Origin of the sequence: Streptomyces chlorus (assembly GCF_042655885.1) — a bacterium.
In the GTDB taxonomy this organism is placed as follows: Bacteria; Actinomycetota; Actinomycetes; order Streptomycetales; family Streptomycetaceae; genus Streptomyces; species Streptomyces chlorus.
This window is the reverse complement of record NZ_JBHSOA010000004.1, coordinates 1-21,946: the sequence shown is the minus strand read 5'-3', so window position 1 is coordinate 21,946 and position 21,946 is coordinate 1. Positions and strand designations below refer to the sequence as shown.

At 69.5% G+C, this 21,946-nt stretch carries 18 protein-coding genes, 1 tRNA gene and 1 pseudogene; 9 read left to right on the top strand and 11 right to left on the bottom strand.

What is annotated here, in order from left to right; all coding sequences use genetic code 11:
* Nucleotides 1–383 precede the first annotated feature (383 nt).
* Nucleotides 384–1,382 carry a sigma-70 family RNA polymerase sigma factor gene (locus ACFPZI_RS02285; protein WP_381357438.1) on the bottom strand — a complete coding sequence of 333 codons (999 nt, stop codon included), beginning with the start codon at nt 1,380–1,382 and terminating at the stop codon, nt 384–386.
* A 201-nt stretch (nt 1,383–1,583) separates the two neighbouring features.
* On the opposite strand from ACFPZI_RS02285, the gene ACFPZI_RS02280 reads away from it, so the two are divergent.
* On the top strand, nt 1,584–2,144 hold the full coding sequence (locus ACFPZI_RS02280; protein WP_381357435.1) for a GNAT family N-acetyltransferase: 561 nt from the start codon (nt 1,584–1,586) through the stop codon (nt 2,142–2,144).
* Nucleotides 2,145–2,268: 124 nt separating this feature from the next.
* On the opposite strand, the gene ACFPZI_RS02275 is transcribed toward ACFPZI_RS02280, so the two are convergent.
* On the bottom strand, nt 2,269–3,054 hold the full coding sequence (locus ACFPZI_RS02275) for a dioxygenase family protein (protein ID WP_381357433.1): 786 nt from the start codon (nt 3,052–3,054) through the stop codon (nt 2,269–2,271).
* Nucleotides 3,055–3,191: 137 nt separating this feature from the next.
* Between ACFPZI_RS02275 and ACFPZI_RS02270 the strand changes: the two genes are divergently transcribed.
* The gene (locus ACFPZI_RS02270) at nt 3,192–3,737 is read left to right on the top strand and encodes a MarR family winged helix-turn-helix transcriptional regulator (RefSeq protein WP_381357431.1); all 546 of its coding nucleotides are present in this window, start codon (nt 3,192–3,194) and stop codon (nt 3,735–3,737) included.
* A gap of 133 nt (nt 3,738–3,870) precedes the next feature.
* On the opposite strand, the gene ACFPZI_RS02265 is transcribed toward ACFPZI_RS02270, so the two are convergent.
* Nucleotides 3,871–5,418 carry an MFS transporter gene (locus tag ACFPZI_RS02265; RefSeq protein ID WP_381357428.1) on the bottom strand — a complete coding sequence of 516 codons (1,548 nt, stop codon included), beginning with the start codon at nt 5,416–5,418 and terminating at the stop codon, nt 3,871–3,873.
* A gap of 240 nt (nt 5,419–5,658) precedes the next feature.
* On the bottom strand, nt 5,659–6,303 hold the full coding sequence (locus ACFPZI_RS02260) for a TetR/AcrR family transcriptional regulator (protein ID WP_381357425.1): 645 nt from the start codon (nt 6,301–6,303) through the stop codon (nt 5,659–5,661).
* A 325-nt stretch (nt 6,304–6,628) separates the two neighbouring features.
* On the opposite strand from ACFPZI_RS02260, the gene ACFPZI_RS02255 reads away from it, so the two are divergent.
* Entirely contained in the window at nt 6,629–7,939 is a 1,311-nt protein-coding gene (locus ACFPZI_RS02255) for a M6 family metalloprotease domain-containing protein (protein ID WP_381357422.1), read from the top strand.
* 994 nt (nt 7,940–8,933) lie between these two features.
* Here the strand turns inward: ACFPZI_RS02255 and ACFPZI_RS02250 are convergent.
* From ACFPZI_RS02250 to ACFPZI_RS02235, 4 genes are all read right to left on the bottom strand, one after another.
* Complete coding sequence (locus ACFPZI_RS02250) at nt 8,934–9,578, bottom strand: class F sortase (RefSeq protein WP_381357420.1); 645 nt, start codon at nt 9,576–9,578, stop codon at nt 8,934–8,936.
* Between the two features lie 74 nt (nt 9,579–9,652).
* Complete coding sequence (locus ACFPZI_RS02245) at nt 9,653–10,060, bottom strand: hypothetical protein (RefSeq protein WP_381357417.1); 408 nt, start codon at nt 10,058–10,060, stop codon at nt 9,653–9,655.
* Nucleotides 10,061–10,184: 124 nt separating this feature from the next.
* Nucleotides 10,185–12,272, bottom strand: coding sequence for a sensor histidine kinase (locus ACFPZI_RS02240; RefSeq protein WP_381357414.1), 2,088 nt, complete (start codon nt 12,270–12,272; stop codon nt 10,185–10,187).
* Nucleotides 12,259–13,029 (bottom strand): response regulator transcription factor, encoded by a 771-nt coding sequence (locus ACFPZI_RS02235; RefSeq protein ID WP_381357412.1) that lies wholly within the window; start codon nt 13,027–13,029, stop codon nt 12,259–12,261. The genes ACFPZI_RS02240 and ACFPZI_RS02235 overlap by 14 nt, the downstream gene beginning before the upstream one ends.
* Before the next feature lie 523 nt (nt 13,030–13,552).
* Between ACFPZI_RS02235 and ACFPZI_RS02230 the strand changes: the two genes are divergently transcribed.
* From ACFPZI_RS02230 to ACFPZI_RS02205, 6 genes are all read left to right on the top strand, one after another.
* Complete coding sequence (locus ACFPZI_RS02230) at nt 13,553–14,314, top strand: DeoR/GlpR family DNA-binding transcription regulator (RefSeq protein WP_381357409.1); 762 nt, start codon at nt 13,553–13,555, stop codon at nt 14,312–14,314.
* Nucleotides 14,315–14,440: 126 nt separating this feature from the next.
* On the top strand, nt 14,441–15,811 hold the full coding sequence (locus tag ACFPZI_RS02225; protein WP_381357407.1) for an ABC transporter substrate-binding protein: 1,371 nt from the start codon (nt 14,441–14,443) through the stop codon (nt 15,809–15,811).
* A 323-nt stretch (nt 15,812–16,134) separates the two neighbouring features.
* Nucleotides 16,135–17,100, top strand: a complete 966-nt coding sequence (locus tag ACFPZI_RS02220) for a carbohydrate ABC transporter permease (protein WP_381357405.1) — start codon at nt 16,135–16,137, stop codon at nt 17,098–17,100.
* Nucleotides 17,101–17,192: 92 nt separating this feature from the next.
* On the top strand, nt 17,193–17,993 hold the full coding sequence (locus tag ACFPZI_RS02215; protein WP_055596068.1) for a carbohydrate ABC transporter permease: 801 nt from the start codon (nt 17,193–17,195) through the stop codon (nt 17,991–17,993).
* Nucleotides 17,990–18,979 carry a zinc-dependent alcohol dehydrogenase family protein gene (locus tag ACFPZI_RS02210; protein WP_381357403.1) on the top strand — a complete coding sequence of 330 codons (990 nt, stop codon included), beginning with the start codon at nt 17,990–17,992 and terminating at the stop codon, nt 18,977–18,979. The genes ACFPZI_RS02215 and ACFPZI_RS02210 overlap by 4 nt, the downstream gene beginning before the upstream one ends.
* Before the next feature lie 510 nt (nt 18,980–19,489).
* Nucleotides 19,490–19,565 (top strand) — tRNA-Arg (locus ACFPZI_RS02205).
* Nucleotides 19,566–19,633: 68 nt separating this feature from the next.
* Here ACFPZI_RS02205 and ACFPZI_RS02200 read toward each other — a convergent pair.
* From ACFPZI_RS02200 to repSA, 3 genes and pseudogenes are all read right to left on the bottom strand, one after another.
* Nucleotides 19,634–20,785: a tyrosine-type recombinase/integrase gene (locus ACFPZI_RS02200; protein ID WP_381357400.1), complete on the bottom strand. Its 1,152-nt coding sequence runs from the start codon at nt 20,783–20,785 to the stop codon at nt 19,634–19,636.
* The gene (locus tag ACFPZI_RS02195; RefSeq protein WP_326753219.1) at nt 20,785–20,973 is read right to left on the bottom strand and encodes a helix-turn-helix domain-containing protein; all 189 of its coding nucleotides are present in this window, start codon (nt 20,971–20,973) and stop codon (nt 20,785–20,787) included. The genes ACFPZI_RS02200 and ACFPZI_RS02195 overlap by 1 nt, the downstream gene beginning before the upstream one ends.
* A pseudogene (gene repSA, locus ACFPZI_RS02190) lies at nt 20,970–21,884 on the bottom strand (replication initiator protein RepSA); the annotation flags it as partial. The gene ACFPZI_RS02195 and the pseudogene repSA, both read right to left, overlap by 4 nt.
* Nucleotides 21,885–21,946: the final 62 nt, after the last annotated feature.

The following is a 21,946-nucleotide window of genomic DNA, read 5'->3' as shown; positions in this document are numbered from 1 at the left end:
GCCCGGCAAGCTATGCCCATGTGGCACAATCTGCCATCTGGCGGGCCACCCCGGGGTTCAGGTTCGGGGTGACCCGCTTTCCTGTCCCGCACAAGGGGAAACCGGGCCCGGCACCCGGGGGGAGGGTGCCGGACCCGGCTTGGGAAGTCCCGGCGCCGGGGGTGGTGCGACGGGACGTGGTTCAGGAGAGTCGTCCAGGAGGCCGAGGCCCGGAGATCTTTCGACGGAAATCTTCCCATCCCCCGGATCTCGGGACCCGAACTCCTGCGCTCTGGATTCTTGTTCCCTGGCCCAGCGGGTTGAAGCAGTGTCAGGGCGTCATGTTTGCGCCGTATTTCATCACCCGGCGCCTTCGAGGGCCCTGCACCGGCCCCGCGTCGGCTCTACGCCGCCGCGTCGAACCCGGTGTCGCGGGCCAGCTTCTTCAGCTCTATCAGCGCGTGCTTCTCTATCTGGCGGATCCGCTCGCGGGTCAGGCCGTGCTGCTTGCCGACCTCCGTCAGGGTGCGCTCCCTGCCGTCCTCGATGCCGTACCGCATCTTGATGATGGAGGCCGTGCGCTGGTCGAGGCGGCCGATGAGGTCGTCCAGTTCCTCGCTGCGCAGCAGCGTCATCACCGACTGCTCCGGCGACACCGCCGACGTGTCCTCGAGGAGGTCGCCGAACTGGGTCTCACCCTCGTCGTCCACCGGCATGTTCAGCGAGACCGGGTCGCGGGCCCAGTCGAGCACATCCGTCACCCGCTCCGGGGTGGAACCGAGCTCGGCTGCGATCTCCCCGTGTTCCGGGTCCCGCCCGTGCTCACGGTTGAATTCGCGCTGCACACGCCGGATCCGGCCCAGCTCCTCCACCAGGTGGACGGGCAGGCGGATGGTGCGGGACTGGTCGGCTATCGACCGTGTGATGGCCTGACGGATCCACCAGGTGGCGTAGGTCGAGAACTTGAAGCCCTTGCGGTAGTCGAACTTCTCGACCGCGCGCACCAAGCCGGCGTTGCCCTCCTGGATCAGGTCGAGCAAGGGCAGACCGCTGCGGGGGTAGCGGCGGGCCACCGCGACGACCAGGCGGAGGTTGGAGCGGATGAAGACATCCTTGGCCTGCTCGCTCGCGTCGTACAGCACCTGGAGTTCCTCGGTGGTGGCCCCCACCGTGTTCTCCTCGGCGCCGTCGAGGATCTGCCGCGCGAACACACCCGCTTCGATGATCTGGGACAGCTCGACCTCCTTGGCGGCGTCGAGCAGCGGCGTGCGCGCGATCTCGTCGAGGTACATGCCGACCAGGTCGCGGTCGGCGATCTCGCCACGATGGGCGCGAACATTGCTTGCCGAGTCGGCCGTCTCGCCGGAGGCGGACTTACGACGGGCGACGGCACGGGTTGCCATGCTTGCTCCCTTACGATGATGAGGTCGGCGGGTGGTTCTGCGGATGCCCGGCACGTACGTCAGGGTCTCGGTCTCTCACTTCGGACTCTGCTCGGGTGCCCGGCATCTGTTGGAAACAACGACTGGAATCCGGACAGAATTCCCCACTCGCCCCCCGAATTTTCTGATCATGCAGTACCCTGTCGGGCCACAGGGGGCGAGATGGCGTCGGACTACGCGAAGGCCCAGGTCAGGCCGGGGGCCGAGGGCGATCTGACAGCGCTCACCGATCTGTACAACCAGTACGTGCGCGAGACGGCCATCACGTTCGACACCACGCTCCTCACCCCCGAAGAACGCCGCCCCTGGCTGCTCTCCCACCCGGTAGACGGCCCGTACCGCCTGATGGTTGCCACGGCCGCGACCGCACCCGCACCCGCACCCGCACCCGCACCCGCACCCGGGAACTCCGAGCAGATTCTGGGCTACGCCACATCCAGCCCTTTCCGGGCGAAGCCCGCCTACGCGACATCGGTGGAGACGACGGTCCACGTCGCCCCGGACGCCAAAGGCCGCGGGATCGGCACGCTGCTCTACACGGCCCTGTTCGAGGCCCTGGCGGGCGAGGACCTGCACCACGCCTACGCGGGCGTCGCCCAGCCGAACGGGGCCTCCACGCGGCTGCACCAGCACTTCGGCTTCCGGCACACGGGCACGTACCGCGAGGTGGGCCGCACGTTCGGCCGCTACTGGGACGTGGCCTGGCACGAGAAGGAGCTGTAGCCGACGGTCGCCAGGTGCCGCGACCGGGAGCCGTCGGGCGTCCGGCGCACGAGGTCCGGCGACCGCCGAGAGCCGGGCGCACGGGGGCCGGGCACAGACCCTCCTGTGCCCGGCCCCAATCTCCTCAGCCGAACTGCACCGACCGCTTGGCCAGCCCCAGCCAGAACCCGTCGATCACGGACTTCTGCGTGTCCAGGTCACCGGCGGCGTCCGCCGCGCCCATGGTCACGAAGAGCGGTGCGAAGTGCTCGGTACGCGGATGGGCGAGCATGCCCGCCGGGGACTTGCGGGTGAAGTCGAGCAGCCCGTCCACGTCACCGGCGTCCAGCGCCCGGTGCCCCCAGTCGTCGAACTCGGTCGACCACCTGGGGATGCCGCCCTGCCGCAGCGCGGCCAGGTTGTGGGTGAAGAACCCGGAGCCGATGATCAGCACGCCCTCGTCGCGCAGCGGTGCGAGCTTGCGTCCGATGTCCATGAGCTTCACCGGGTCCAGGGTCGGCATGGAAACCTGGAGCACCGGGATGTCGGCCTCGGGAAACATCTCGACCAGCGGGACGTAGGCGCCGTGGTCCAGCCCTCGGTCGGGAACGTCCTGTACCGGGATGCCGGGGGCACGCAGCAGCTTGCGTACGGAGTCGGCGAGCGCGGGAGCTCCGGGGGCGCCGTACTTCACCTGGTAGTAGTGCTCGGGGAAGCCCCAGAAGTCGTAGACGAGGTGGACCGTCTCGGTGGCGCCGAGGGCGAGCGGGGCCTCCTCCCAGTGGGCGGAGACGACGAGGATCGCCTTCGGGTGGGGCAGTCCGGCGGACCAGGCGGCCAGCTCACCGGGCCAGATGGGGTCGTCGGCCAGGGGCGGGGCGCCATGGCTGAGGTACAGCGCGGGCATGCGTTCCTGAGTGGCGGCGGTCATGGCTGCGACTCCTTCCGGCGATCGGTGCAGATCTGGCTGGTGACGGATGAAGCTTTTTACTTGAAACCTCAACCTCTGCGCTAACTCTAGCGCAATTTTGTTTAACATTCAAGGAGAAGGGCTTTACAGTGGAGCACATGACGACGGCACCCACTCCCGCAGCGGCACCGGGCTCGGCATCCGGCCCGGCAGGCACCGACGAACCCCGTTGGCTCAGCGCCGAGGAGCAGCGCGTCTGGCGCTCGTACATCGAGGCCAGCACCCTCTTGGAGGACCACCTCGACCGCCAGCTCCAGCGGGACGCGGGCATGCCGCACCTCTACTACAGTCTGCTGGTCAAGCTCGCCGAGGCACCGAAACGGCGGCTGCGCATGACCGAGCTGGCGATGCTGGCGAAGATCACCCGCTCCCGGCTCTCGCACGCCGTGGCCCGCCTGGAGAAGAGCGGCTGGGTGCGCCGCGAGGACTGTCCGTCCGACAAGCGGGGCCAGTTCGCCGTACTGACGGACGAGGGTTTCGAGGTGCTGCGCCGGAACGCGCCGGGTCACGTGGAGGCCGTGCGGCAGGCGTTCCTCGACCGGCTCACCCCCGAACAGCAGAAGGCCCTCGGCGAGATCATGGAGATCATCGCCGAGGGGCTCCAGCCCAGCGAAGCGGGGGCGGACCTGCCCTGGCTCCGCTGAGCGCGGAGCCGGGGCAGGTCCTGGAAGCCGTACGGACGAGGCGTCCCCTCCCCCTCCGTACGGGTGGCCCGAAGGAACCGACCTGTGAGGGCCGGCGGTCGACGGTCGGCGGTGAAGGCCGCGCGGCAGGCCGTCAGTGGGCGATGACCGGCACCGCCACGTCCTCCCTGGCGCCCTCGGTGACCCCGGAGCCCTCGTCGGAGGACCCGGTGACCGTGCTCCCCGGGCGGCCGGCGTTGATGAACGTCAGGGCGATGGCCGCGGCCAGGACGAGGATCCCGACGGCGAACCAGATCGCGCTGGTGTAGCCCCGCACCATGCCTTCGAGCTGCACCAGCTGCTGCTGGGACCGGCTCGCGGCGCCGCCGATGTGGTCGGCGATGTAGGACGTGGTGGCCGAGGCCGCGATCGTGTTCAGCAGGGCCGTACCGATCGCGCCGCCCACCTGCTGCGAGGTGTTGACCATCGCGGAAGCGACACCGGAGTCCCGGGGCTCGACGCCCAGGGTGGCCAGCGACATGGCCGGCATGAACGCCGTACCCATCCCGAGACCGAGCAGCAGCATGCCGGGCAGCAGCACCGCGGCGTAGGACGTGTCGACCTCCAGCCGGGTCAGCAGCAGCATGCCGACGGCGGCGACCAGGAAGCCGGGGCCCATCAGCAGCCGGGGCGGAACCCGGGTCATCAGCCGGGCGCCGATCTGGGTGGAACCCGTGATCATGCCCGCGACCATCGGCAGGAAGGCGAACCCGGTCTTCACCGGTGAGTAGCCCTGCACGATCTGCAGGTAGTACGTGAGGAAGAGGAACAGGCCGAACATCGCGATGATCGCCAGGCCCAGCGAGAGGTAGACCCCGCCGCGGTTGCGTTCGGTGACCACGCGCAGCGGCAGCAGCGGCGCCTTGACCCTGGACTCGACCAGGACGAACGCCAGGAGCAGGACGGCCGACGCGACGAACATGCCGATGGTCAGCGAGTCGCTCCAGCCCTCGGACTCGGCGCGGGTGAAGCCGTAGACGAGGGCGACCAGACCGAGGGTGGACAGCACCACGCCGGGGATGTCCAGCGGCGAGCGGTTGCGTCCGCCCCGCGGCTCACGGACGACGAAGTACGCGCCGAGCGCGGCGGCGACGGCGAACGGGATGTTCACGAAGAACGTCCAGCGCCAGTTCAGGTACTCGGTGAGGAAGCCGCCGAGGATCAGGCCGACGGCACCACCGCCACCGGCGATCGCACCGTAGATGCCGAACGCCTTGGCGCGCTCCTTGCCGTTGGTGAACATCACCGCGAGCAGGGACAGCGCGGCCGGCGCGAGCAGCGCGCCGAACACGCCCTGCAGGGCACGCGCGCCGAACATCATGGCCTCGTTGGTGGCCGCGCCGCCCAGCGCGGAGGCCGCCGCGAAGCCGCCCAGACCGAGCAGGAAGGCCCGCTTGCGGCCCCACAGGTCGGCTATCCGGCCGCCGAAGAGCAGCAGTCCGCCGAAGGCGAGGGCGTAGGCCGTGACGACCCACTGCCGGTTGCCGTCGGAGATGCCCAGGTCCTGCTGGGCGGAGGGCAGGGCGATGTTCACGATGGTGGCGTCCAGGACGACCATCAGCTGGGCGAGCGCGATGAAGACGAGCGCCTTCCAGCGGTTGTTGTCCGGTACGCCGGGAGCCTTTGAGGCTGTTTCAGACATGGGGGTACCCACTTCGGGACTTCGGGATTTCATGACGGAAAAATTCGGAGTTTGCGACGAAAAAACGGTGTCTTCAGGGAACGACTCGTCCGCGGGACGGCCGCTGAGGTGGTTGCTGAGCTATTGGCTGAGGCGGTTCGGGCTGGGTCAGGCTCGATCGGGATCAGGATCGGGATCGGGATCGGGATCGGGATCGGGATCGGGAACCGAACCTGAAACTGAATCTTGGTCAGGGATCGTTCAGCTCGCGCGCAGGCCCTCCACGGTGACGGCCGCGCCCGGGAGGGAACTGTGGGCCGGGGCCCGCATCCCGTCCAGGAACAGCTGAAGATGGCGATGGACGAACCGGTCGGCGCTCAGGCAGCCCGTACCGGCCGGCGGCCGGCTGAGCTGGGCGATGCCGACCAGCAGATCACCGGAGCCCACGTCGTCACGGAGCTGACCGGCCGCCTTGGCACGGTCCATGATCCGTGCGACGAGTGTCTCGACGCGTACCCGCGCGGCCTCCAGGTCGGGGTGGTGCTGGTCGAAGGCGCTGGAGAGCATCGGGCACAGCGCGCTGATCCGCTCCTCGGCGGCCGTGTGCGCGAACTGCTCCAGCGCCGCGAAGGCATCCCCGGTCTCGGCGAGCGCCTGCTCGGCCGCCTCCGACGTACGGTCCATCACGGAGCACACGACCTCGCGCACCAGCGCTTCACGATCGGGGAAGTTGCGGTACACCGTGGCATTGCCCACGCCGGCCCGGCGGGCGACCTCGTCGAACGGCACGTCGGCACCGAACTCGACGAACATCTCCCGGGCGGCGGTGACGATCCGTTCCCGGTTGCGCAGGGCATCGGCGCGGGGCCGGGACGCCTTGGGCGATACGGAAGCGGCGGTCTGCACGATGCACTCCTAGGTCACTGTCACTGCTCTTGGTACTGCTCTTACTGCTCTTACTGCTGCTGTTACTGCTGCCGTTACTACTGCTGTCGCGATCCGGGGAAGGAGTCCCCGTTTCGCGAACACAGGTCTAAACGGGGAAGAGGTCCCCGGTTATTTCCCTCCACCGGAAGCTTTTCATGTGACCCGAGTCACATCTCCCGCATGCCTGCCGGAGCCCTCGCACGATCGGCCCCTCCAACGCGCGCCCGCGCACCCCTTGACGGAGGGTGACCAAGAGGGTGCAGCCGGAGATCGGCGGCTGCCGCGTGGAGCGGAGGTCCCCCACATGCAGCCGCAGTCGCCCAGCAGCCGGATACCCCCGCGCCGACTGGCCGCCCTGGCGTCCGTGACCGCCCTGACCCTCGCCGTCGCCGCGTCGGACGGCAACGGCCACCTCTCCCCGTACCTCTCGGCCCTCGATGCCGGACCGAGCGCCCTGTCCCGCTCCTCCGCGCACGGCCCCTGCATGATCGGCCGCACCCGCGAGGTCCAGATGTCGGAGGGCATCCCCACGATCGCCGGGTACGCCCGCTCCACCGGCACCGTCCGCGCCCTCACCCTCATGGTCGACTTCTCGGACGCCCCCGGCGAAGGCAAGGCCCTCGACCGCTACCGGGAGTTCTTCCCGCAGACCCAGCAGTGGTTCCGCACCAGCTCGTACGGCCGCCTCGACTACCGCCCCGAGATCCCGATCCCGAACTGGCTGCGGATGCCCAAGTCGTTTCAGGAGTACGGCATAGAGCGCGGCGCCCCGTTCGACCCCGGCTACCGCAAGCTGGTCGACGACATCGTGGCGGCGGCGGACCCGAAGGCGGACTTCCGGTCGTACGACCTGGTGAACATACTGATGACCCCGAATGTGGGCCCCTCCGCCCTGGACACCGTCCTGTCGGTCACCTTCGCCGGCAACCCGGAGGCCCCGACCGCGGACGGTGTCCCGGTCTCCAACGCGTCATTCATCTACTCCCGCCAGGACGACGGCTCCGGCTCCCTGGACCGCACCGGCTACCGGGTCCTCCCGCACGAGAACGGCCACGTCTTCGGCCTGCCCGACCTCTACACCGCCGAGGGCGGCGCGGCCGTGGGCCACTGGGACATCATGAGCGAGGACTGGGGCGCCAACAACGACCTGCTCGGCTGGCACAAGTGGAAAATGGGCTGGCTGGACGCACGCCAGGTGCACTGCGCGGCGAGCACGGGCACACGGGAGTACACCCTGACGCCGCTGGCCGAGCGGGGCGGCCCGAAGCTCGTCTTCCTCCCGCTGGACGCTGGTTCCGGATACGCCGTCGAGTACCGCACCCGCGCCGGCAACGACGAGGCGGTGTGCCGGCCCGGCATCCTCATCTACAAGGTCGACGCGGACGTCGAAACCGGCATGGGACCGGTCACGGTCTACGACTCCCGCCAGAAAAGCGGCGGTTGCACCCGCAGCCCCAACATCCACGCGGAACTCTCCGACGCCCCCTTCACGCCCGGCGAGACGTTCATCGACCGCGCGGCGGGAATCCGGGTCAAGGTCCTGGAGCCGACCACCCCGGGCTCGGGCTCGGGCCCGGAAGTGCCGGAGTACCGCGTACGGATCACCCGGACCTGAGTCCGGCGGCCGGGGCCCGCCCCGGATACCGGTGAGCCAGGCGCAGTTGGCTACTCCGCAGACCGGTGATCCGGCCAACTCACGGACGGGCTCGACAGCTTCACCGGTAGCGGGACCGGCGGCACCAAGTTCCGCCCGGAGCGCGGCCTTCACGGCACGAGACCCCGCAGCTGTCGCTGCCACCAGGGCTACCACATACGGCAGTTCGGCCCCAGGGGAACCAACTGTGGCCGGTATGCCGCCAACCGATCCCGAGTCCTCTTTCCCCTGCCTAGCCTGCACGACGATCGGCGGGCCTGGCGGCCCGTCGTGTGTCGTGACGGTCCGGTATGGAGGATTCCTTGAATTGGCGAAGACTGAGACCGAACCGCCCTTTCCCGCCGTGCGCCGTCAGGAAGCACGGCGGGAAAGGGCGTACCCCCGGACCCGGGACACCGGACCCCGGCCCTGAATCCCTGACCTCGCATCCCGCATCCCGCATCCCGCATCCCGGATGTCCATCCGCTCGACCACCTGCCGCAGACGGTTCAGGCCCCTGGCGGTATGGCTCTTGACCGTGCTCGTCGACATGCCGAGTGCGCGCGGTCCGCTCCACACTCCAGTCGCCCCAGAAACGCAGGACCAGAACAACTCGGCAGCGCGGCGGCACGGTCATCAGTGCCGCCCGCAGCATGAGACTCAGGTCCGTCCCGGACTCGGGGTCCCGGCTCGTGCCGGGTTCCGGCACCTCGCGCACGGTCTCCTCACCGGCCCCGGCACGACGGCGGTGGGTGGTGTCGGCACGGGTGAGCAGGACACGCGCGTGCGTGACCGCCGTACTCCGGCATCGCACGGTGCCCCAAACGGCATACAGCTCCAGCAGAGCCGTCTGGGTCAGATCCTGTGCGTCGTGCCAATTCCCTCACAAGGCATAGGCACTTCGTCCCAGCTCCTGCCGCCGTTGGTGGACGAACTGCCGGAACTCCCGCTCCAGGACCGCGTCTCCCATCGGCCGTCAGCCGTGTTCGAGCGTCGCGTACACGATGAGGTTGTCCACCGTGTGCCCCTGCGCGTCGTAGGCGCCGTCGCAGGTGATCAGGCGCAGGACGCGGTCGTCGGTGACGCCGTACGCCTTCTCCGTGGGAAATGCCTTCTTGTCAACGGCTTCCTTCGCGGTGACGGTGAAGTGCCGGGTGGTGCCGCCGTCGAGGCGTACGGCTATGCCGGTGCCGGGACGGATGGTGTGCAGGTCGTGGAAGACCGCCCGGCCGTGGCGGGTCTCGTTGTGGCCGATGATGACGGCCGCTCCGGGCTCACCGGGCACGGCACCCCCGGTGTACCAGCCGGCCGTCATGCCCTTCTCGGCCGGCGGGACCTCGACGGTGCCGTCCGGGTTGAGGCCGAGCGGCAGCAGCGAACTGTCCACGCCCAGCGACGGGATGGACACCCGTACGGGCACCCCGGTCGTGGTGGTGACGTCGACAGACGCGGCGGATTCGGAGGGCGACGCGCCGTTCCTGCCCGCCTCCGTGGCCGAGGCAGAGGCAGAGGCAGAGGCAGAGGCAGAGGAGGTGGAGGTGGAGGTGGAGGCCGGGGCACAGGCGGTGAGCAGGGCGGCATGGGTGACGAGCAGCACGGCCACCGCCGTGCGGGTGTTCATGCGGCGCATGGGGCTTCCGGTTTCTCCTGCGGCGGGGCCCGCTCGGCGGGCGCCGCCTGGACACGGGGAGGTGGTCAGTGCTGCGTGGAACGGCGCCGGTACACCACGGTGCCCGCGCCGGCGAGCAGGGCCACGGCGCCGGCCATGGAGCCGAGGGCCACGGGCGTGTTGCTGCTGCCGGTCCCGGGGCGCTCTCCGGCGGCGACGCCGCCGCGCGGCATGACCGTTGCGCCACCGCCCGGTTTCCCGGCTTCCTCGGCCCGGCGCTTCCTCTCCTCCTCGACCTCCGGCACGGCCGACGCGGACGCGGCCACGTCGGCCCGGTCCTCCGCCGGCTCCGGGGTGGCGTCTCCCGGCGCGGGGGCGACCGTCGTGGAGGCGGCGGCCGCCGGAGTGGTGGCCGTCGTGGTCGCGGCGAGGGCGACGCCGGCCGGGGCGAGTACCCCGGCGGCCAGGGCTCCCGTCACGAGGGCAGTACGCAAGGACGAACGGTAGGTCATGGTGCCTCTCCGATGCCTGATCGATCGTGCGGTGGAATCGAGTGACAGGCTGGCGCACCGTTGTCAAGAAGTTGTCAGTTTCCTGTGCTCATCGCATCAGGGAGCATCAGGGCCGGCTCGCACCCTCCTCCCGGTGCACGGGGAGCCGCAGGGCGAAGACGGAACCCGAGCCCGGTGTACTGGTCACCGTCACCGAACCGCCGTGGGCCTCCGCGAGCTTGCGCACGATGGCGAGGCCCAGGCCGCTGCCTCCGGTGCGGCGGTTGCGGGACTTGTCCGCGCGCCAGAAGCGGTCGAAGAGGTGGGGCAGGTCGGCCGGATCGATGCCGCTGCCCGTGTCGGCGACCTCCACGACCACCGTGCGGCCGGTGCCGGTGCCGACGCCCCTGTCGGCACCGGTGCGGGCGTCGTCGGTGCGGGCGTCGTCGGTGCGGGCGTCGTCGGTGTGGGCGTCGTCGGTGTGGTGTTCGTCGGTGCGGGCGCGGAGCGTGACCGTGCCGCCCTCTCCGGTGTGCCGGATCGCGTTGGAGACGAGGTTGGCGACGGCCTGCCGCAGCCGCACCGGGTCCGCCGACAGGGACGGCACCCGGGCCGCCGGGTCCTCGACCAGGAGCATGACGCCCGCGGCGTCCGCGCGAAGCTGGTGGGCCGTGGCGACCTGGTGCAGCACATCCCGCACCCGCAGCGGTTCCGGGTTCAGGCGCAGCGCCCCGGCGTCCGCCGCGGCCAGGTCCTGCAGGTCGTCGATGATGTGCTGCAGCTGTACGGCCTCCTCCAGGAGAGAGTCGACAAAGGCGGGGTCCGCTTCGGCCACTCCGTCCTGGGCCGCCTCCAGCCAGCCGCGGATGGTGCTGAGCGGGGTGCGCAGTTCGTGGGCGACGTCGCTCACCATGGCCTTGCGCTGCCGCTCCATGCGTTCGCGGTGGGCCGCCATCTGGTTAAAGGCCTCGGCCAGCCGTCCGATCTCGTTGTCCGTGGTCACCGGAACGGGTTGGATGTCGCGGCCGTCGCGAAGCCGCTGGGCCGCTCCCGTCAGCGCCCGCAACGGGCTTACCAGCCGGATTCCGGTGAAGATCGACGCACCGACGGTCAGGGCCAGGACCAGTGCGGCGACTCCGGCGATCTTCGCGGTGTTGACGGGTGACAAGTCGAGGCCGGGCACGGTCCGGCCGCCGGTGTCCCCGATGAACAGCATTGCGGGCGGGGCGACATAGGAAGCGAGCTGTTCGCGGCGGGCCGTGCCCACGCAGGAGTCCACCTCGTCGTCCGCGCGGACGGCTTCCGCGGGGACGGCTTCCGCGGGGACGGGTACGGGGACGGGGGCGACGGTGGCCCGGCCGTCGTCGGACAGGAGCGGGCCCGGGCGCCAGGTCAGGTCCAGGGACAGACTGACCTCGGTGCCGTGTTCGCGACGCCGCAGGCATTCGTTGGTCAGCCGGTTCAGCTCCTTGAGCGCCACGGCCTCGGTCCGTGTGGGCTCGGTCAGGGGCGGCACCACGCACCCGGGGTACTGCGTGAGGTCTCCGTCGGCTCCCCCGACCTCGATGCCGGGGCGTCCGCTCGGGCTCACCACGATCTCCGCGGTGATTCCGCTCGACCGCATACACGACAGGCTGTGGGCGGCGGCCTCACGCAGTGCCGTCCGCTCGGCGGCGGGCAGGCGGAACGGGCCCACCGCCCGTGCGTCGATCCGGTCCGTGGCCCGGCGCGATGCCGCGGTTCCCGAAGTGGCCTGCCCGCCCCCGGTCAGCGAGGTCTCCACGGACAGCGGGTCGACGGTCGCCGACTCGCGCGCGGCGAGGGACGTCCGGTCCCGCGGCCCCGCCGATTCCGCGAGGGGCCGGCGCTGCGGTGTGGTCAGGGTGATGCGCCGCCCCGACTCCCGGGCGAGCTCGCGTACGGTCGGCTGCACCCCGTCCCAGTCCGGGTGCGTGGCCGCGTACCCCAGCAGGGTGCTGTAGATCCGCGTGTCGTCCGCGAGGTTCTGCCCCTCCTCCTGTCTGATCGCCACGGACGTGGTCTGCACGGCGAGCCAGGCGGTCGCGGCCACGGAGCACGTCGCGACCAACGCGCTCACGCCCAGGAACCGGCCGAGCAGGCTCCGTCGCAACGGCGGCCTGCGGCTGCCACGCCCTCCACGCCGGTCCGTGGCCCGTTCACGCGCCCGGTCCGGCGCCCTTCTACGCCGGGGCACTGCCGGTCCGTCGGGCCGGGTCGGTCAGCTTGTAGCCGACCCCGAACACCGTGAGCAGCCGTACGGGGCGGCGCGGAGCGGGCTCGATCTTCTTGCGGAGATTCATGATGTGCATGTCCACCGTGCGGTCGCTGATGTACTTGTCGAAGCCGTGCAGTTCGGCAAGGAGCCGCCGGCGCTCGAAGACCCGGTCGGGCTCCGCGGCCAGCGCCGCCAGCAGCCGGAACTCGCTCGGGGTGCACACCACGGGCCTGCCCTCGACGCTGATCTCGTGCCTCAGGGGGTCGAGTGCGAGCGTGCCGACGGTGAGCACGTCGGAGTCCCGCGCACCAGAGCCCTGCCCGCCCGGATCCTGCGCTCCCACGTCCGCCGTACCCGGTGGGCCGGCCCACCGGGTACGGCGCAGCACCGTGCGGACCCGGGCCATCAGCTCACGCGGGCTGTACGGCTTGGTGACGTAGTCGTCGGCGCCCAGGTCGAGGCCGAGGAGCAGATCGTCCTCCGTGGTGCGGGCCGTCAGCATCAGGACCGGCACCTCACGGGCCTCGGCGCGCAGCACCCGCAGCACGTCCAGGCCGTCGGTCCGCGGCATCATCACGTCGAGAACGAGCAGGTCCGGCGCCGCGCAGCGGACTTCCTCCAGGGCGGCGCGACCGTCCCCCACGACCGTGACGCGGTGACCCTCCCGTTCCAGATAGCGACGGATCAACTCCGCCTGTTTCCCGTCGTCCTCGGCTACTACGACATGTGCGCACACCTGTTTGATCCTAGGGTCCCGGGCCGACGTCCCACCCCGTTACGCCGCACCACGACGCACCACGACGGATCACAGGACACATCACAGGACACCGCGAGCCACCACAAGACACCATGACGCGCCATGACTCGCCTCCCACTCTTTTTCCACCCGTCCGGAGCGCTCCGGGACGCTCCAGGGCCTCGTTACGCGCCAGTACGAACTCCTCCCCGGACGGCCCGAGGACCCGAATCGGCACCCTCCACCGCCGAGCGCAGACAGGAAACGGGCACGGTTCCGGGGGTACCGGGTCGGGATCATGCTCGGTTTCTGGCTGAAAAACACTCCTACCTGCGGGAACGGGCGCAGCGAATCGGGCACATACGGTCATGGATCGTGTGGCGTTTTACCTGTTCATCACCGTGTGCGTACCCGTAAATAGTCCGCATGAGTCCGAACGGACCGGACTCGGTGGGGCGTGAACGCGCCACACACAAACGGACCGACCGGGTGTCGGCCTGAGTCGCGCAATGGGGGTGTCACCGTGGACGCCGAAGAACGCCGCCGCTCCATCCTGGAAGTGACGCGCCGTACCGGCGCGGTGGATGTCGCGAGGACCGCCGCCGAACTGGGCATCTCCGAGGAAACCGTTCGGCGGGACCTGAACCTGCTGGCCGCCCACGGACTGGTGCGCTGGACCCACGGCGGTGCCTACCCCGTCGAGAGCGCCGGCTTCGAGACGACCCTCTCCTACCGCACCACCAGCCAGGTCAAGGAGAAGACGCGGATCGCCGCCGCGGCCGTGGACCTGCTCGGTGACGCGAAGACGGTGTACATCGACGAGGGCTTCACCCCGCGGCTCATCGCCGCCGCCCTCCCCCGCGACCGGCCGCTGACCGTGATCACCTCGTCCCTCGCCGCGGCCGGCACCCTGGCCTCCGTCGAGAACATCACCGTGCTGCTGCTCGGTGGCCACGTCCGCGGCGCCACCCTGGCGACCGTCGACCACTGGGCCACCCACACGCTGTCCGACCTCGTCATCGACCTGGCCTACGTCGGCGCGAACGGCATCTCCCGCCAATGGGGGCTCACCACTCCGAACCCCGCGGTGAGCGATGTGAAGACGCACGTCATGGCCGTGTCCCGGCGCCGGGTCTTCTCCGGCGTCCACAGCAAGTTCGGAGTGACCAGCTTCTGCCGGTTCGCCGGGATCGGGGACCTGGAGGCGATCGTCACCGACAGCGGGCTTCCCGCCTCCGAAGCCCATCGCTACGTCCTCCTGGGGCCGCAGGTCATCCGGGTCTGACCGACGGCTCCCCGCCCCACCACCACCGCCACACCCGATACACCTCACCACCACCGCTTCACCACGCACTCGCCCGACCGGGCGCGGGCCTCCCGCGCTCTCGAACGAACACCTCTGGAGCCAACCATGCCCAACCAGAAGACCACCCGGGTCCGCAGAAGCACCCGCGCCGTGCTGGTCGCCGTCTCCGCGGGCTCACTGCTGGCCGCGTGCAGCGGGGCCGGCGGGTCGAGTCCGGAAGCCGGCGGCGAGAGCATCAACGTCCTCATGGTCGGCAACCCTCAGATGGAGGACATAGCGAAGCTGACGAAGGACACGTTCACCAAGGACACCGGCATCAAGGTCAACTTCACGATCCTTCCCGAGAACGAACTGCGCGACAAGGTCACTCAGGACATCGCCACCCAGGCCGGCCAGTACGACGTCGCCACCATCGGCGCCTACGAGGTGCCCATCTGGAACAAGAACGGCTGGCTGCACGAGCTGAGCTCCTACGCCGACAAGGACACCGCCTTCGACAAGAAGGACCTGCTCAAGCCCATGGTCCAGTCGCTGTCCGGTGAGGACGAGAAGCTGTACGCGCTTCCGTTCTACGGCGAGTCGTCCTTCCTCATGTACAACAAGGAGGTCATGGACGAGAAGGGCATCACCGTGCCCGAGCGGCCGACCTGGGAGCAGGTCGCCGACATCGCCGCCAAGGCCGACGGGGCACGCCCCGGTATGAAGGGCATCTGTCTGCGCGGCCTGGCCGGCTGGGGCGAGCTCGGCGCGTCGCTGTCCACGGTGGTCAACACCTTCGGCGGCACCTGGTTCGACAAGGACTGGAACGCCCAGGTCAACAGCCCCGAGTTCAAGAAGGCAACCGACTTCTACGTCGACCTCGTCAAGAAGCACGGCCAGGCGGGCGCGGCGCAGTCCGGGTTCACCGAGTGCCTCAACGCGATGAGCCAGGGCAAGGTCGCCATGTGGTACGACGCGACCAGCGCGGCCGGTTCGCTGGAGGACTCCAGCTCCAGCAAGATCGCGGGCAAGGTCGGCTACGCCTACGCGCCGGTGAACAAGACGGACAGCTCCGGCTGGCTGTGGACCTGGGCGTGGGCGATGCCGAAGACCACCAAGAAGGCCGACGCCGCCTCGAAGTTCATGCTTTGGGCGTCCGGCAAGGACTACGAGAAGCTCGTCGGCGAGAAGCTGGGCTGGTCGCGCGTCCCCTCCGGCAAGCGGGCCAGCACCTACGAGATCCCCGAGTACAAGGAAGCGGCCTCGGCCTTCGGTGACATCACCCTCAAGTCCATCGAGCAGGCGGACCCGACGAACCCCGGTGTGCAGCCGCGGCCCACGGTCGGCGTCCAGTTCGTGGCCGTGCCCGAGTTCCAGGACCTCGGCACCAAGGTGACGCAGGACATCTCCGCGGCCATCGCCGGCAAGACCAGCGTGGACAAGGCCCTGACCAACGGCCAGAAGCTCGCGGAGGAAGTCGCCAAGAACTACCGGTGACCCGCCAGTCGGTGACCGCCACCAGGTGACCACCAGTCGGCGACCCGGTGACCGCGCCGGTGTCCCTCCGGTGACCCCCTCGCCCGTCGGACACCGGCGCACCGGCGCACCGACAGACAGAGTCCGGCACGGCACGACGTCCACCGTCGCACGACGTCCACCGTCGCACGGCATCCGGCAGAGCACGCCTTCGGCACGTACACCGCCCGCCCGCACCGGCCGAGGACCCCCGTACATCCGTATCCCGTACGAGGGCCTTCGGCCGGTGCACCGGGCACCGCTTCCCCATACCCGGCCGCAACCGGCCGGCTCAAGGACCCCTCATGACCACGCTCACTCCCGCACCCAACGCGGTGCGCAAAGACCCCCCGCACCGGCCGGGCAGACGCGAATCGCTGAACAAGTGGCGGCGCCGCGTACCGCTGCTGCCGGCGCTGATCTTCACGATCATCGTCACGCAACTGCCGTTCGTGGCCACGCTCGTGATCTCCACCCTCCAGTGGAACATCCTCAAGCCGGGCGAACGGCACTTCACCGGCCTGTCCAACTACGCCTTCGTCTTCACCGACGAGCGGCTGCGCGCGGCGGTCCTGAACACCGTCCTGCTCACCGCGTCGGTGGTGATCATCAGTGTGCTTCTCGGACTGGGCCTGGCGATGCTCCTCGACCGCCGCTTCCCCGGCCGGGGCCTGGCCCGCACCCTGCTCATCACGCCGTTCCTGGTCATGCCGGTCGCCGCCGCACTGCTATGGAAGCATGCCATCTACAACCCCGACTACGGCCTCCTCAACGGCACCCTGAACGCCGTCTACCGCCTCTTCGGAGCCGAGAACGGACCCACCATCGACTGGCTGTCGAACTCGGCGATGCCCGCCGTGATCGTCGCGCTGGTGTGGCAGTGGACGCCGTTCATGATGCTCATCCTGCTGGCCGGCCTCCAGGCCCAGCCCGGCGACGTACTGGAAGCCGCCCGGGTCGACGGCGCCTCGGCGCGGCAGACCTTCCTCCACATCACCCTGCCCCACCTGCGGCAGTACATCGAACTGGGCGTCCTGCTCGGGACCATCTACGTCGTGCAGACCTTCGACGCGGTCTTCACCATCACCCAGGGCGGCCCCGGCTCGCAGACCACGAACCTCCCCTACGAGATCTACCTGACCATGTTCCGCAAGTACGAGTACGGCGAGGCGGCCGCCGCCGGCGTGGTCGTGGTGATCGGCGCCATCGTCATCGCCACGTTCGCCCTGCGCACCATCGCGTCCCTGTTCCGTGAGGAGGTCTCCCGGTGACCACCACCCAAACGGCGCCGGCCGCCGCCCCCGCGGCCGGTCCCAAGAAGTTCCGCCGCAAGAACACCCAGGGCGACCAGGGCTCGCCGCGGCTGACCCCGGTATGGACCTTCGTCGCCTGGCTCGCCACGCTGGCCTTCTTCGCACCGGTGGCCTGGATGGTGCTGACCAGCTTCCACCAGGAGGCCGACGCCGCCACCAACCCGCCCAGCCTGCTCGCGCCCTTCACCCTGGACCAGTACGAACTGCTGCTGGGCCGCGACATCACGCCGTTCCTGCTCAACTCGGCCATGGCGAGTGTCATTTCGACGCTGCTCGTGCTCGCCCTCTCGATCCCGGCGGCCTACGCGCTGTCCATCAAGCCGGTCGAGAAGTGGACCGACGTGATGTTCTTCTTCCTGTCGACGAAGTTCCTGCCCGTCATCGCGGCGCTGCTGCCGGTGTACCTGATCGTCAAGGACGCCGGGATGCTGGACAACGTCTGGACGTTGATCATCCTCTACACCGCGATGAACCTGCCGATCGCGGTGTGGATGATGCGCTCCTTCCTCGCCGAAGTGCCCAAGGAGATCCTGGAGGCCGCCGAGGTCGACGGCGCCGGACTGCCCACGGTGCTGCTGCGCATCGTCGGCCCCGTCGCCATGCCCGGGGTCGCCGCCACCGCGCTGATCTGCTTCATCTTCAGCTGGAACGAGTTCCTGTTCGCCGTCAACCTCACCGCCACCAAAGCCTCCACCGCCCCGGTGTTCCTCGTCGGATTCATCACCAACGAGGGGCTCTTCCTCGCCCGTCTGTGCGCCGCCGCCACCCTGGTGTCCCTGCCCGTCCTCATCGCCGGCTGGGCCGCCCAGGACAAGCTGGTCCGCGGTCTGTCCCTAGGAGCAGTCAAGTGAAAGCCGCCCTCATCGAAGCCCCCGGCAAGGTCACCGTCACCACGGTCCCCGACCCCACCCCAGGACCGCGCGACGTGGTGGTCGACGTCGCCGCCTGTGGGCTGTGCGGCACCGATCTGCACATCCTCCAGGGCGAGTTCGCGCCGAAGCTGCCCATCGTCCCCGGCCACGAGTTCGCCGGGGAGGTCGTCGGCATCGGCGCCGAGGTGACCGAGGTCTCCGTCGGCGACCGGGTCGCCGTGGACCCCTCGCTGTACTGCAACGAGTGCCGCTTCTGCCGCAACGGCCGCAACAACCTGTGCGAGCGGTGGGCCGCGATCGGCGTCACCGTCACCGGCGGCGCCGCCGAGTACGCCGTCGCCCCCGTCGCCAACTGCGTCAAGCTGCCCGACCACGTCGCCACTGAGGACGCCGCCCTCATCGAGCCGCTGTCCTGCGCGGTCCGCGGCTACGACGTGCTCAACTCCCGATTGGGAGCGCACATCCTCATCTACGGCAGCGGCACCATGGGCCTGATGATGCTGGAACTCGCCAAGCGCACCGGCGCCGCCTCCGTGGACATCATCGACGTCAACCCCGAGCGCCTCGCCACCGCCGAAAAGCTCGGCTGCTCACGGACGGCCACCTCGGCGGACGAGTTCGAGCGGCCGCAGGGCTGGGAGGTCGTCGTCGACGCGACCGGCAACGCCGCCGCCATCCAGGACGGCCTGGACCGCGTCGCCAAGGCCGGCACCTTCCTCCAGTTCGGCGTCGCCGACTACGCGACCCGCGTGACGATCGACCCATACCGCATCTACAACCAGGAAATCACCATCACCGGCTCGATGGCCGTCCTGCACAGCTTCGAACGCGCCGCCGACCTCTTCGCCACGGGAGTACTCGACCCCCAGATCTTCATCAGCCACCGCCTCCCCCTCGACACCTACCCCGAGGCCCTGGCCCAGTTCGCCTCCGGCCAGGGCCGCAAAATCATCGTCACACCGTGATGTGAGCCCCCCTCCTGCCCGGGGCCGACACAACCGATAGCCCGAAGGCCCGGCCCCACCCGCCGGGCCTTCACCACCATCCGGCGGTCCGACACGACGGAACGGGCCCTACTCGCGGCGGGGGCCCGGCATGGCGGGGGCCCGGCATGGCGGGGGGCGTCACGGCGGGGGCCCGGCGGGCAAACGGCCGACCGCCAGGTGACTGACCGCCAGGTGACTGACCGGACAAGTCACAGGTCGGACCAGCCGATCAGATGCCGTATCCCGCCCCGCCCTCCCCTGGCACCACTGCCGCCCCACCACCCGACCCCGGCTCCTGCCCTTAATACCGACGACTCTCACCGGCGCGCATCCGCTACGCTGTCCCTGGTCGGTCATTGGTACGCCGCACTGCGCGACCGAGTGAGGCTGCGGAGCACGTCGCACCATGTCCGACCAGTGGGCTTGACCTCCTCGTAGAAGATCCACTCCACGGATCCTCCCTAAGGTCCCGATCAGGTCCGCAACCCCGCCTTCGTAGCTCAGGGGATAGAGCACCGCTCTCCTAAAGCGGGTGTCGCAGGTTCGAATCCTGCCGGGGGCACCAGCGCAAAGGCCCCGGACCGATCATGGTCCGGGGCCTTTGACATCCACTTCTGACATCAACGAGGGCGGTCACTGACGACCGGGACGCCTCCTGAGCAGCCGGTCCATGTGGCTCATGGCCTCGCGCTGCGTGTCCTGGACGACGTGGGTGTAGACGTCCATGGTGATGCTGATCTGGGAGTGGCCCAGGATCTCCATCACAACGCGGGGTGCGACTCCGGCCGCTGTGAGGAGAGTCGCCGTACCGTGCCGAGCGTCATGCAACCGGATCACACGAAGGCCGGCGGACTCGGCGACGCGGGTGAAGGAGCGGTAGACGTTCCGCGGCTCGACCTGGCGACCGGTGCGGGTGGTGAAGACGTAGCCCGATTCATGCCACTGCTCCCCCGCCTTGGCGCGAGCGGCGGACTGCCGCATCCGGTGCCAGCGCAGCGGGGCGATGCAGAGTGCGGGCAACGGAACGACGCGGCGACGGCGGCTCTTGGGATCGTCGTCGTACAGGACACCACGGCGCCGCTGGGTTTGTTGGCGGACGTAGAGGACGCGGTTTTCGAGATCGAGGTCAGACCAGCGGAGACCGATGATCTCTCCCCGGCGGAGCCCCATGGCGATGGCGAGCACGAAGGCCGCGTACAGCGGGTCCCTACGGGAGGCCGCCAGGAAGTCGAGTGTCTCGTCGAGGGTCCAGGGCTTCAGTTCGCGATTGTCGGTACGGGGCGGCTCGACGAGCTTGGCGACGTTGCGCGTGATCAGTTCCTCGCGGCAGGCGGAGGAGAGCGCCGATCGCAGGACGCGGTGGGATTCCTTGGCGGTCGCCGCAGTCGTCTCCTTCTCCAGACGGACGAGGAAGCGGCGTACGTCGGCGACGCCGAGGGATTCGAGTCGTTTGGCGCCAAGCAGGGGCACCAGGTAGAGCCGGACGTGTGCCTCGTATTTGTCGTAGGTGCTGAGCTTCCGCCGAGGCTTGATGACGTTGTCCAGCCAGTACGGCAGCCACTCGGAGAGCTTGGCCGAGCGGGTGGGCACGGGCACGCCCTGGTCGGCCTTGGCGAGCAGCTCCCGGCGCTTGGCGTCGCACTCGGCCCAGGTCTTGCCGTAGGCGAACTTGCGGGCGCGGGTGCCGTCCGGCTGGAGGACGTAGACCGCGCACTGATAGCGGCCGTCCTTGCGCTTGGTGATGGTGCCCGCACCGTTCGGATTGCGCTTGCGCTGGCCGGCCATTAGGCAGCCTCCTCGATCCGGTCGAGGATGAAGTCACGTACGGCATCGGTGGGGATCCGGCGAGCACCATCGATCTTGATCGAGACCAGGCGACGCGAGCGGATCAGGTCGTAGACCTTGGAGCGTCCGACCTTGAGCCGCGTCATGACTTCCGGCACGGTCAGCAGATCAGGTGTTGCGGTGGTCATGCTGCGGCTCCTTCCTGGGCGATTTGGTCACGTAGGGCTTCGCGGGCGGTCTCGCGGTTGAGCTGGAGGTCTCGGGCGATGGTGGCCGCGAGGGCGGACTCTCCGGGGGTGTGGCCGTGGCCGGCGTACTGCCAGTCGGTCAGGACGAGGACGGTCTCCGGCTCGCGGTCGTCCAGGCGGAAGGCGGAGGCATCCTGTGCGGCCCGGTAGTCGGCGCGTGCCTGACGGAGAGCGCCGAGGGTGGTGGAGTAGCGGCGGGACTTGGAGGAGAAGTGACCGCGGAAGCCGAGCATGTGCGCCCACGCCCACAGCCGCCGGTCGGGATAGAGCGGGTCGAGGTCGCGGCATGCGGTGATCAGGCGGCGGGTGTGGTTGGGGACGCCGTGGCGGTCGAGTTCGGCGAGTTCGCCGATGCGGCGGTCGAGGGTGCCGGTGTTCTCCGCGGCCTTGGTGGCGTACTTGGCGACGTAGGAGGCGACCGCCTGCTCTGTGATGTCGGAGCCGTCCCCGAACGCCTTCACCGGGCGGACGTCGAGCTGTGTCCCCCAGCAGAACGACCGGGCGGGTTGGTCCCCGGCGGCCGGGACCGAGACCGACGTGTAGGAGTGCGCCGCAGCCGCACGGATCGCGTCGGCGAGGAGATCGACCGTGGCCCAGGCGGGCGGCGACGACTCAGCGCCCTCGGGCCCGTCGAGCCGGACCACAGCGTGGAAGTGCAGGGCACCACGCTTCTGGAATTCGGCGACCTTGCCGTACGAGACCCGCAGGCGGTCGGCGAGTTCCCGGCGGGAAAGGCCGGCACGGGCGGCGAGTTCACGGCGCAGTCGTGTGGTGAAGCGCTGCCAGAGCTGTCCGGCGTGGTTGTTGAACAGGACGGATCCGGCGTAGTCGTACGTGGCCGGGTCCAGGGCCAATGCCGTTCAGTTAAGCGGTAGAGGCGAGTCTGATCGTGGCTGGACTGCTGTGTCGAGTT

Coding starts and splice junctions, on each gene's coding strand:
- ACFPZI_RS02285 (WP_381357438.1), bottom strand. CDS start 1,382: ATGGCAACCCGTGCCGTCGCCCGTCGTAAGTCCGCCTCCGGCGAGACG.
- ACFPZI_RS02280 (WP_381357435.1), top strand. CDS start 1,584: ATGGCGTCGGACTACGCGAAGGCCCAGGTCAGGCCGGGGGCCGAGGGC.
- ACFPZI_RS02275 (WP_381357433.1), bottom strand. CDS start 3,054: ATGACCGCCGCCACTCAGGAACGCATGCCCGCGCTGTACCTCAGCCAT.
- ACFPZI_RS02270 (WP_381357431.1), top strand. CDS start 3,192: ATGACGACGGCACCCACTCCCGCAGCGGCACCGGGCTCGGCATCCGGC.
- ACFPZI_RS02265 (WP_381357428.1), bottom strand. CDS start 5,418: ATGTCTGAAACAGCCTCAAAGGCTCCCGGCGTACCGGACAACAACCGC.
- ACFPZI_RS02255 (WP_381357422.1), top strand. CDS start 6,629: ATGCAGCCGCAGTCGCCCAGCAGCCGGATACCCCCGCGCCGACTGGCC.
- ACFPZI_RS02250 (WP_381357420.1), bottom strand. CDS start 9,578: ATGAACACCCGCACGGCGGTGGCCGTGCTGCTCGTCACCCATGCCGCC.
- ACFPZI_RS02225 (WP_381357407.1), top strand. CDS start 14,441: ATGCCCAACCAGAAGACCACCCGGGTCCGCAGAAGCACCCGCGCCGTG.
- ACFPZI_RS02220 (WP_381357405.1), top strand. CDS start 16,135: ATGACCACGCTCACTCCCGCACCCAACGCGGTGCGCAAAGACCCCCCG.
- ACFPZI_RS02200 (WP_381357400.1), bottom strand. CDS start 20,785: ATGGCCGGCCAGCGCAAGCGCAATCCGAACGGTGCGGGCACCATCACC.
- ACFPZI_RS02195 (WP_326753219.1), bottom strand. CDS start 20,973: ATGACCACCGCAACACCTGATCTGCTGACCGTGCCGGAAGTCATGACG.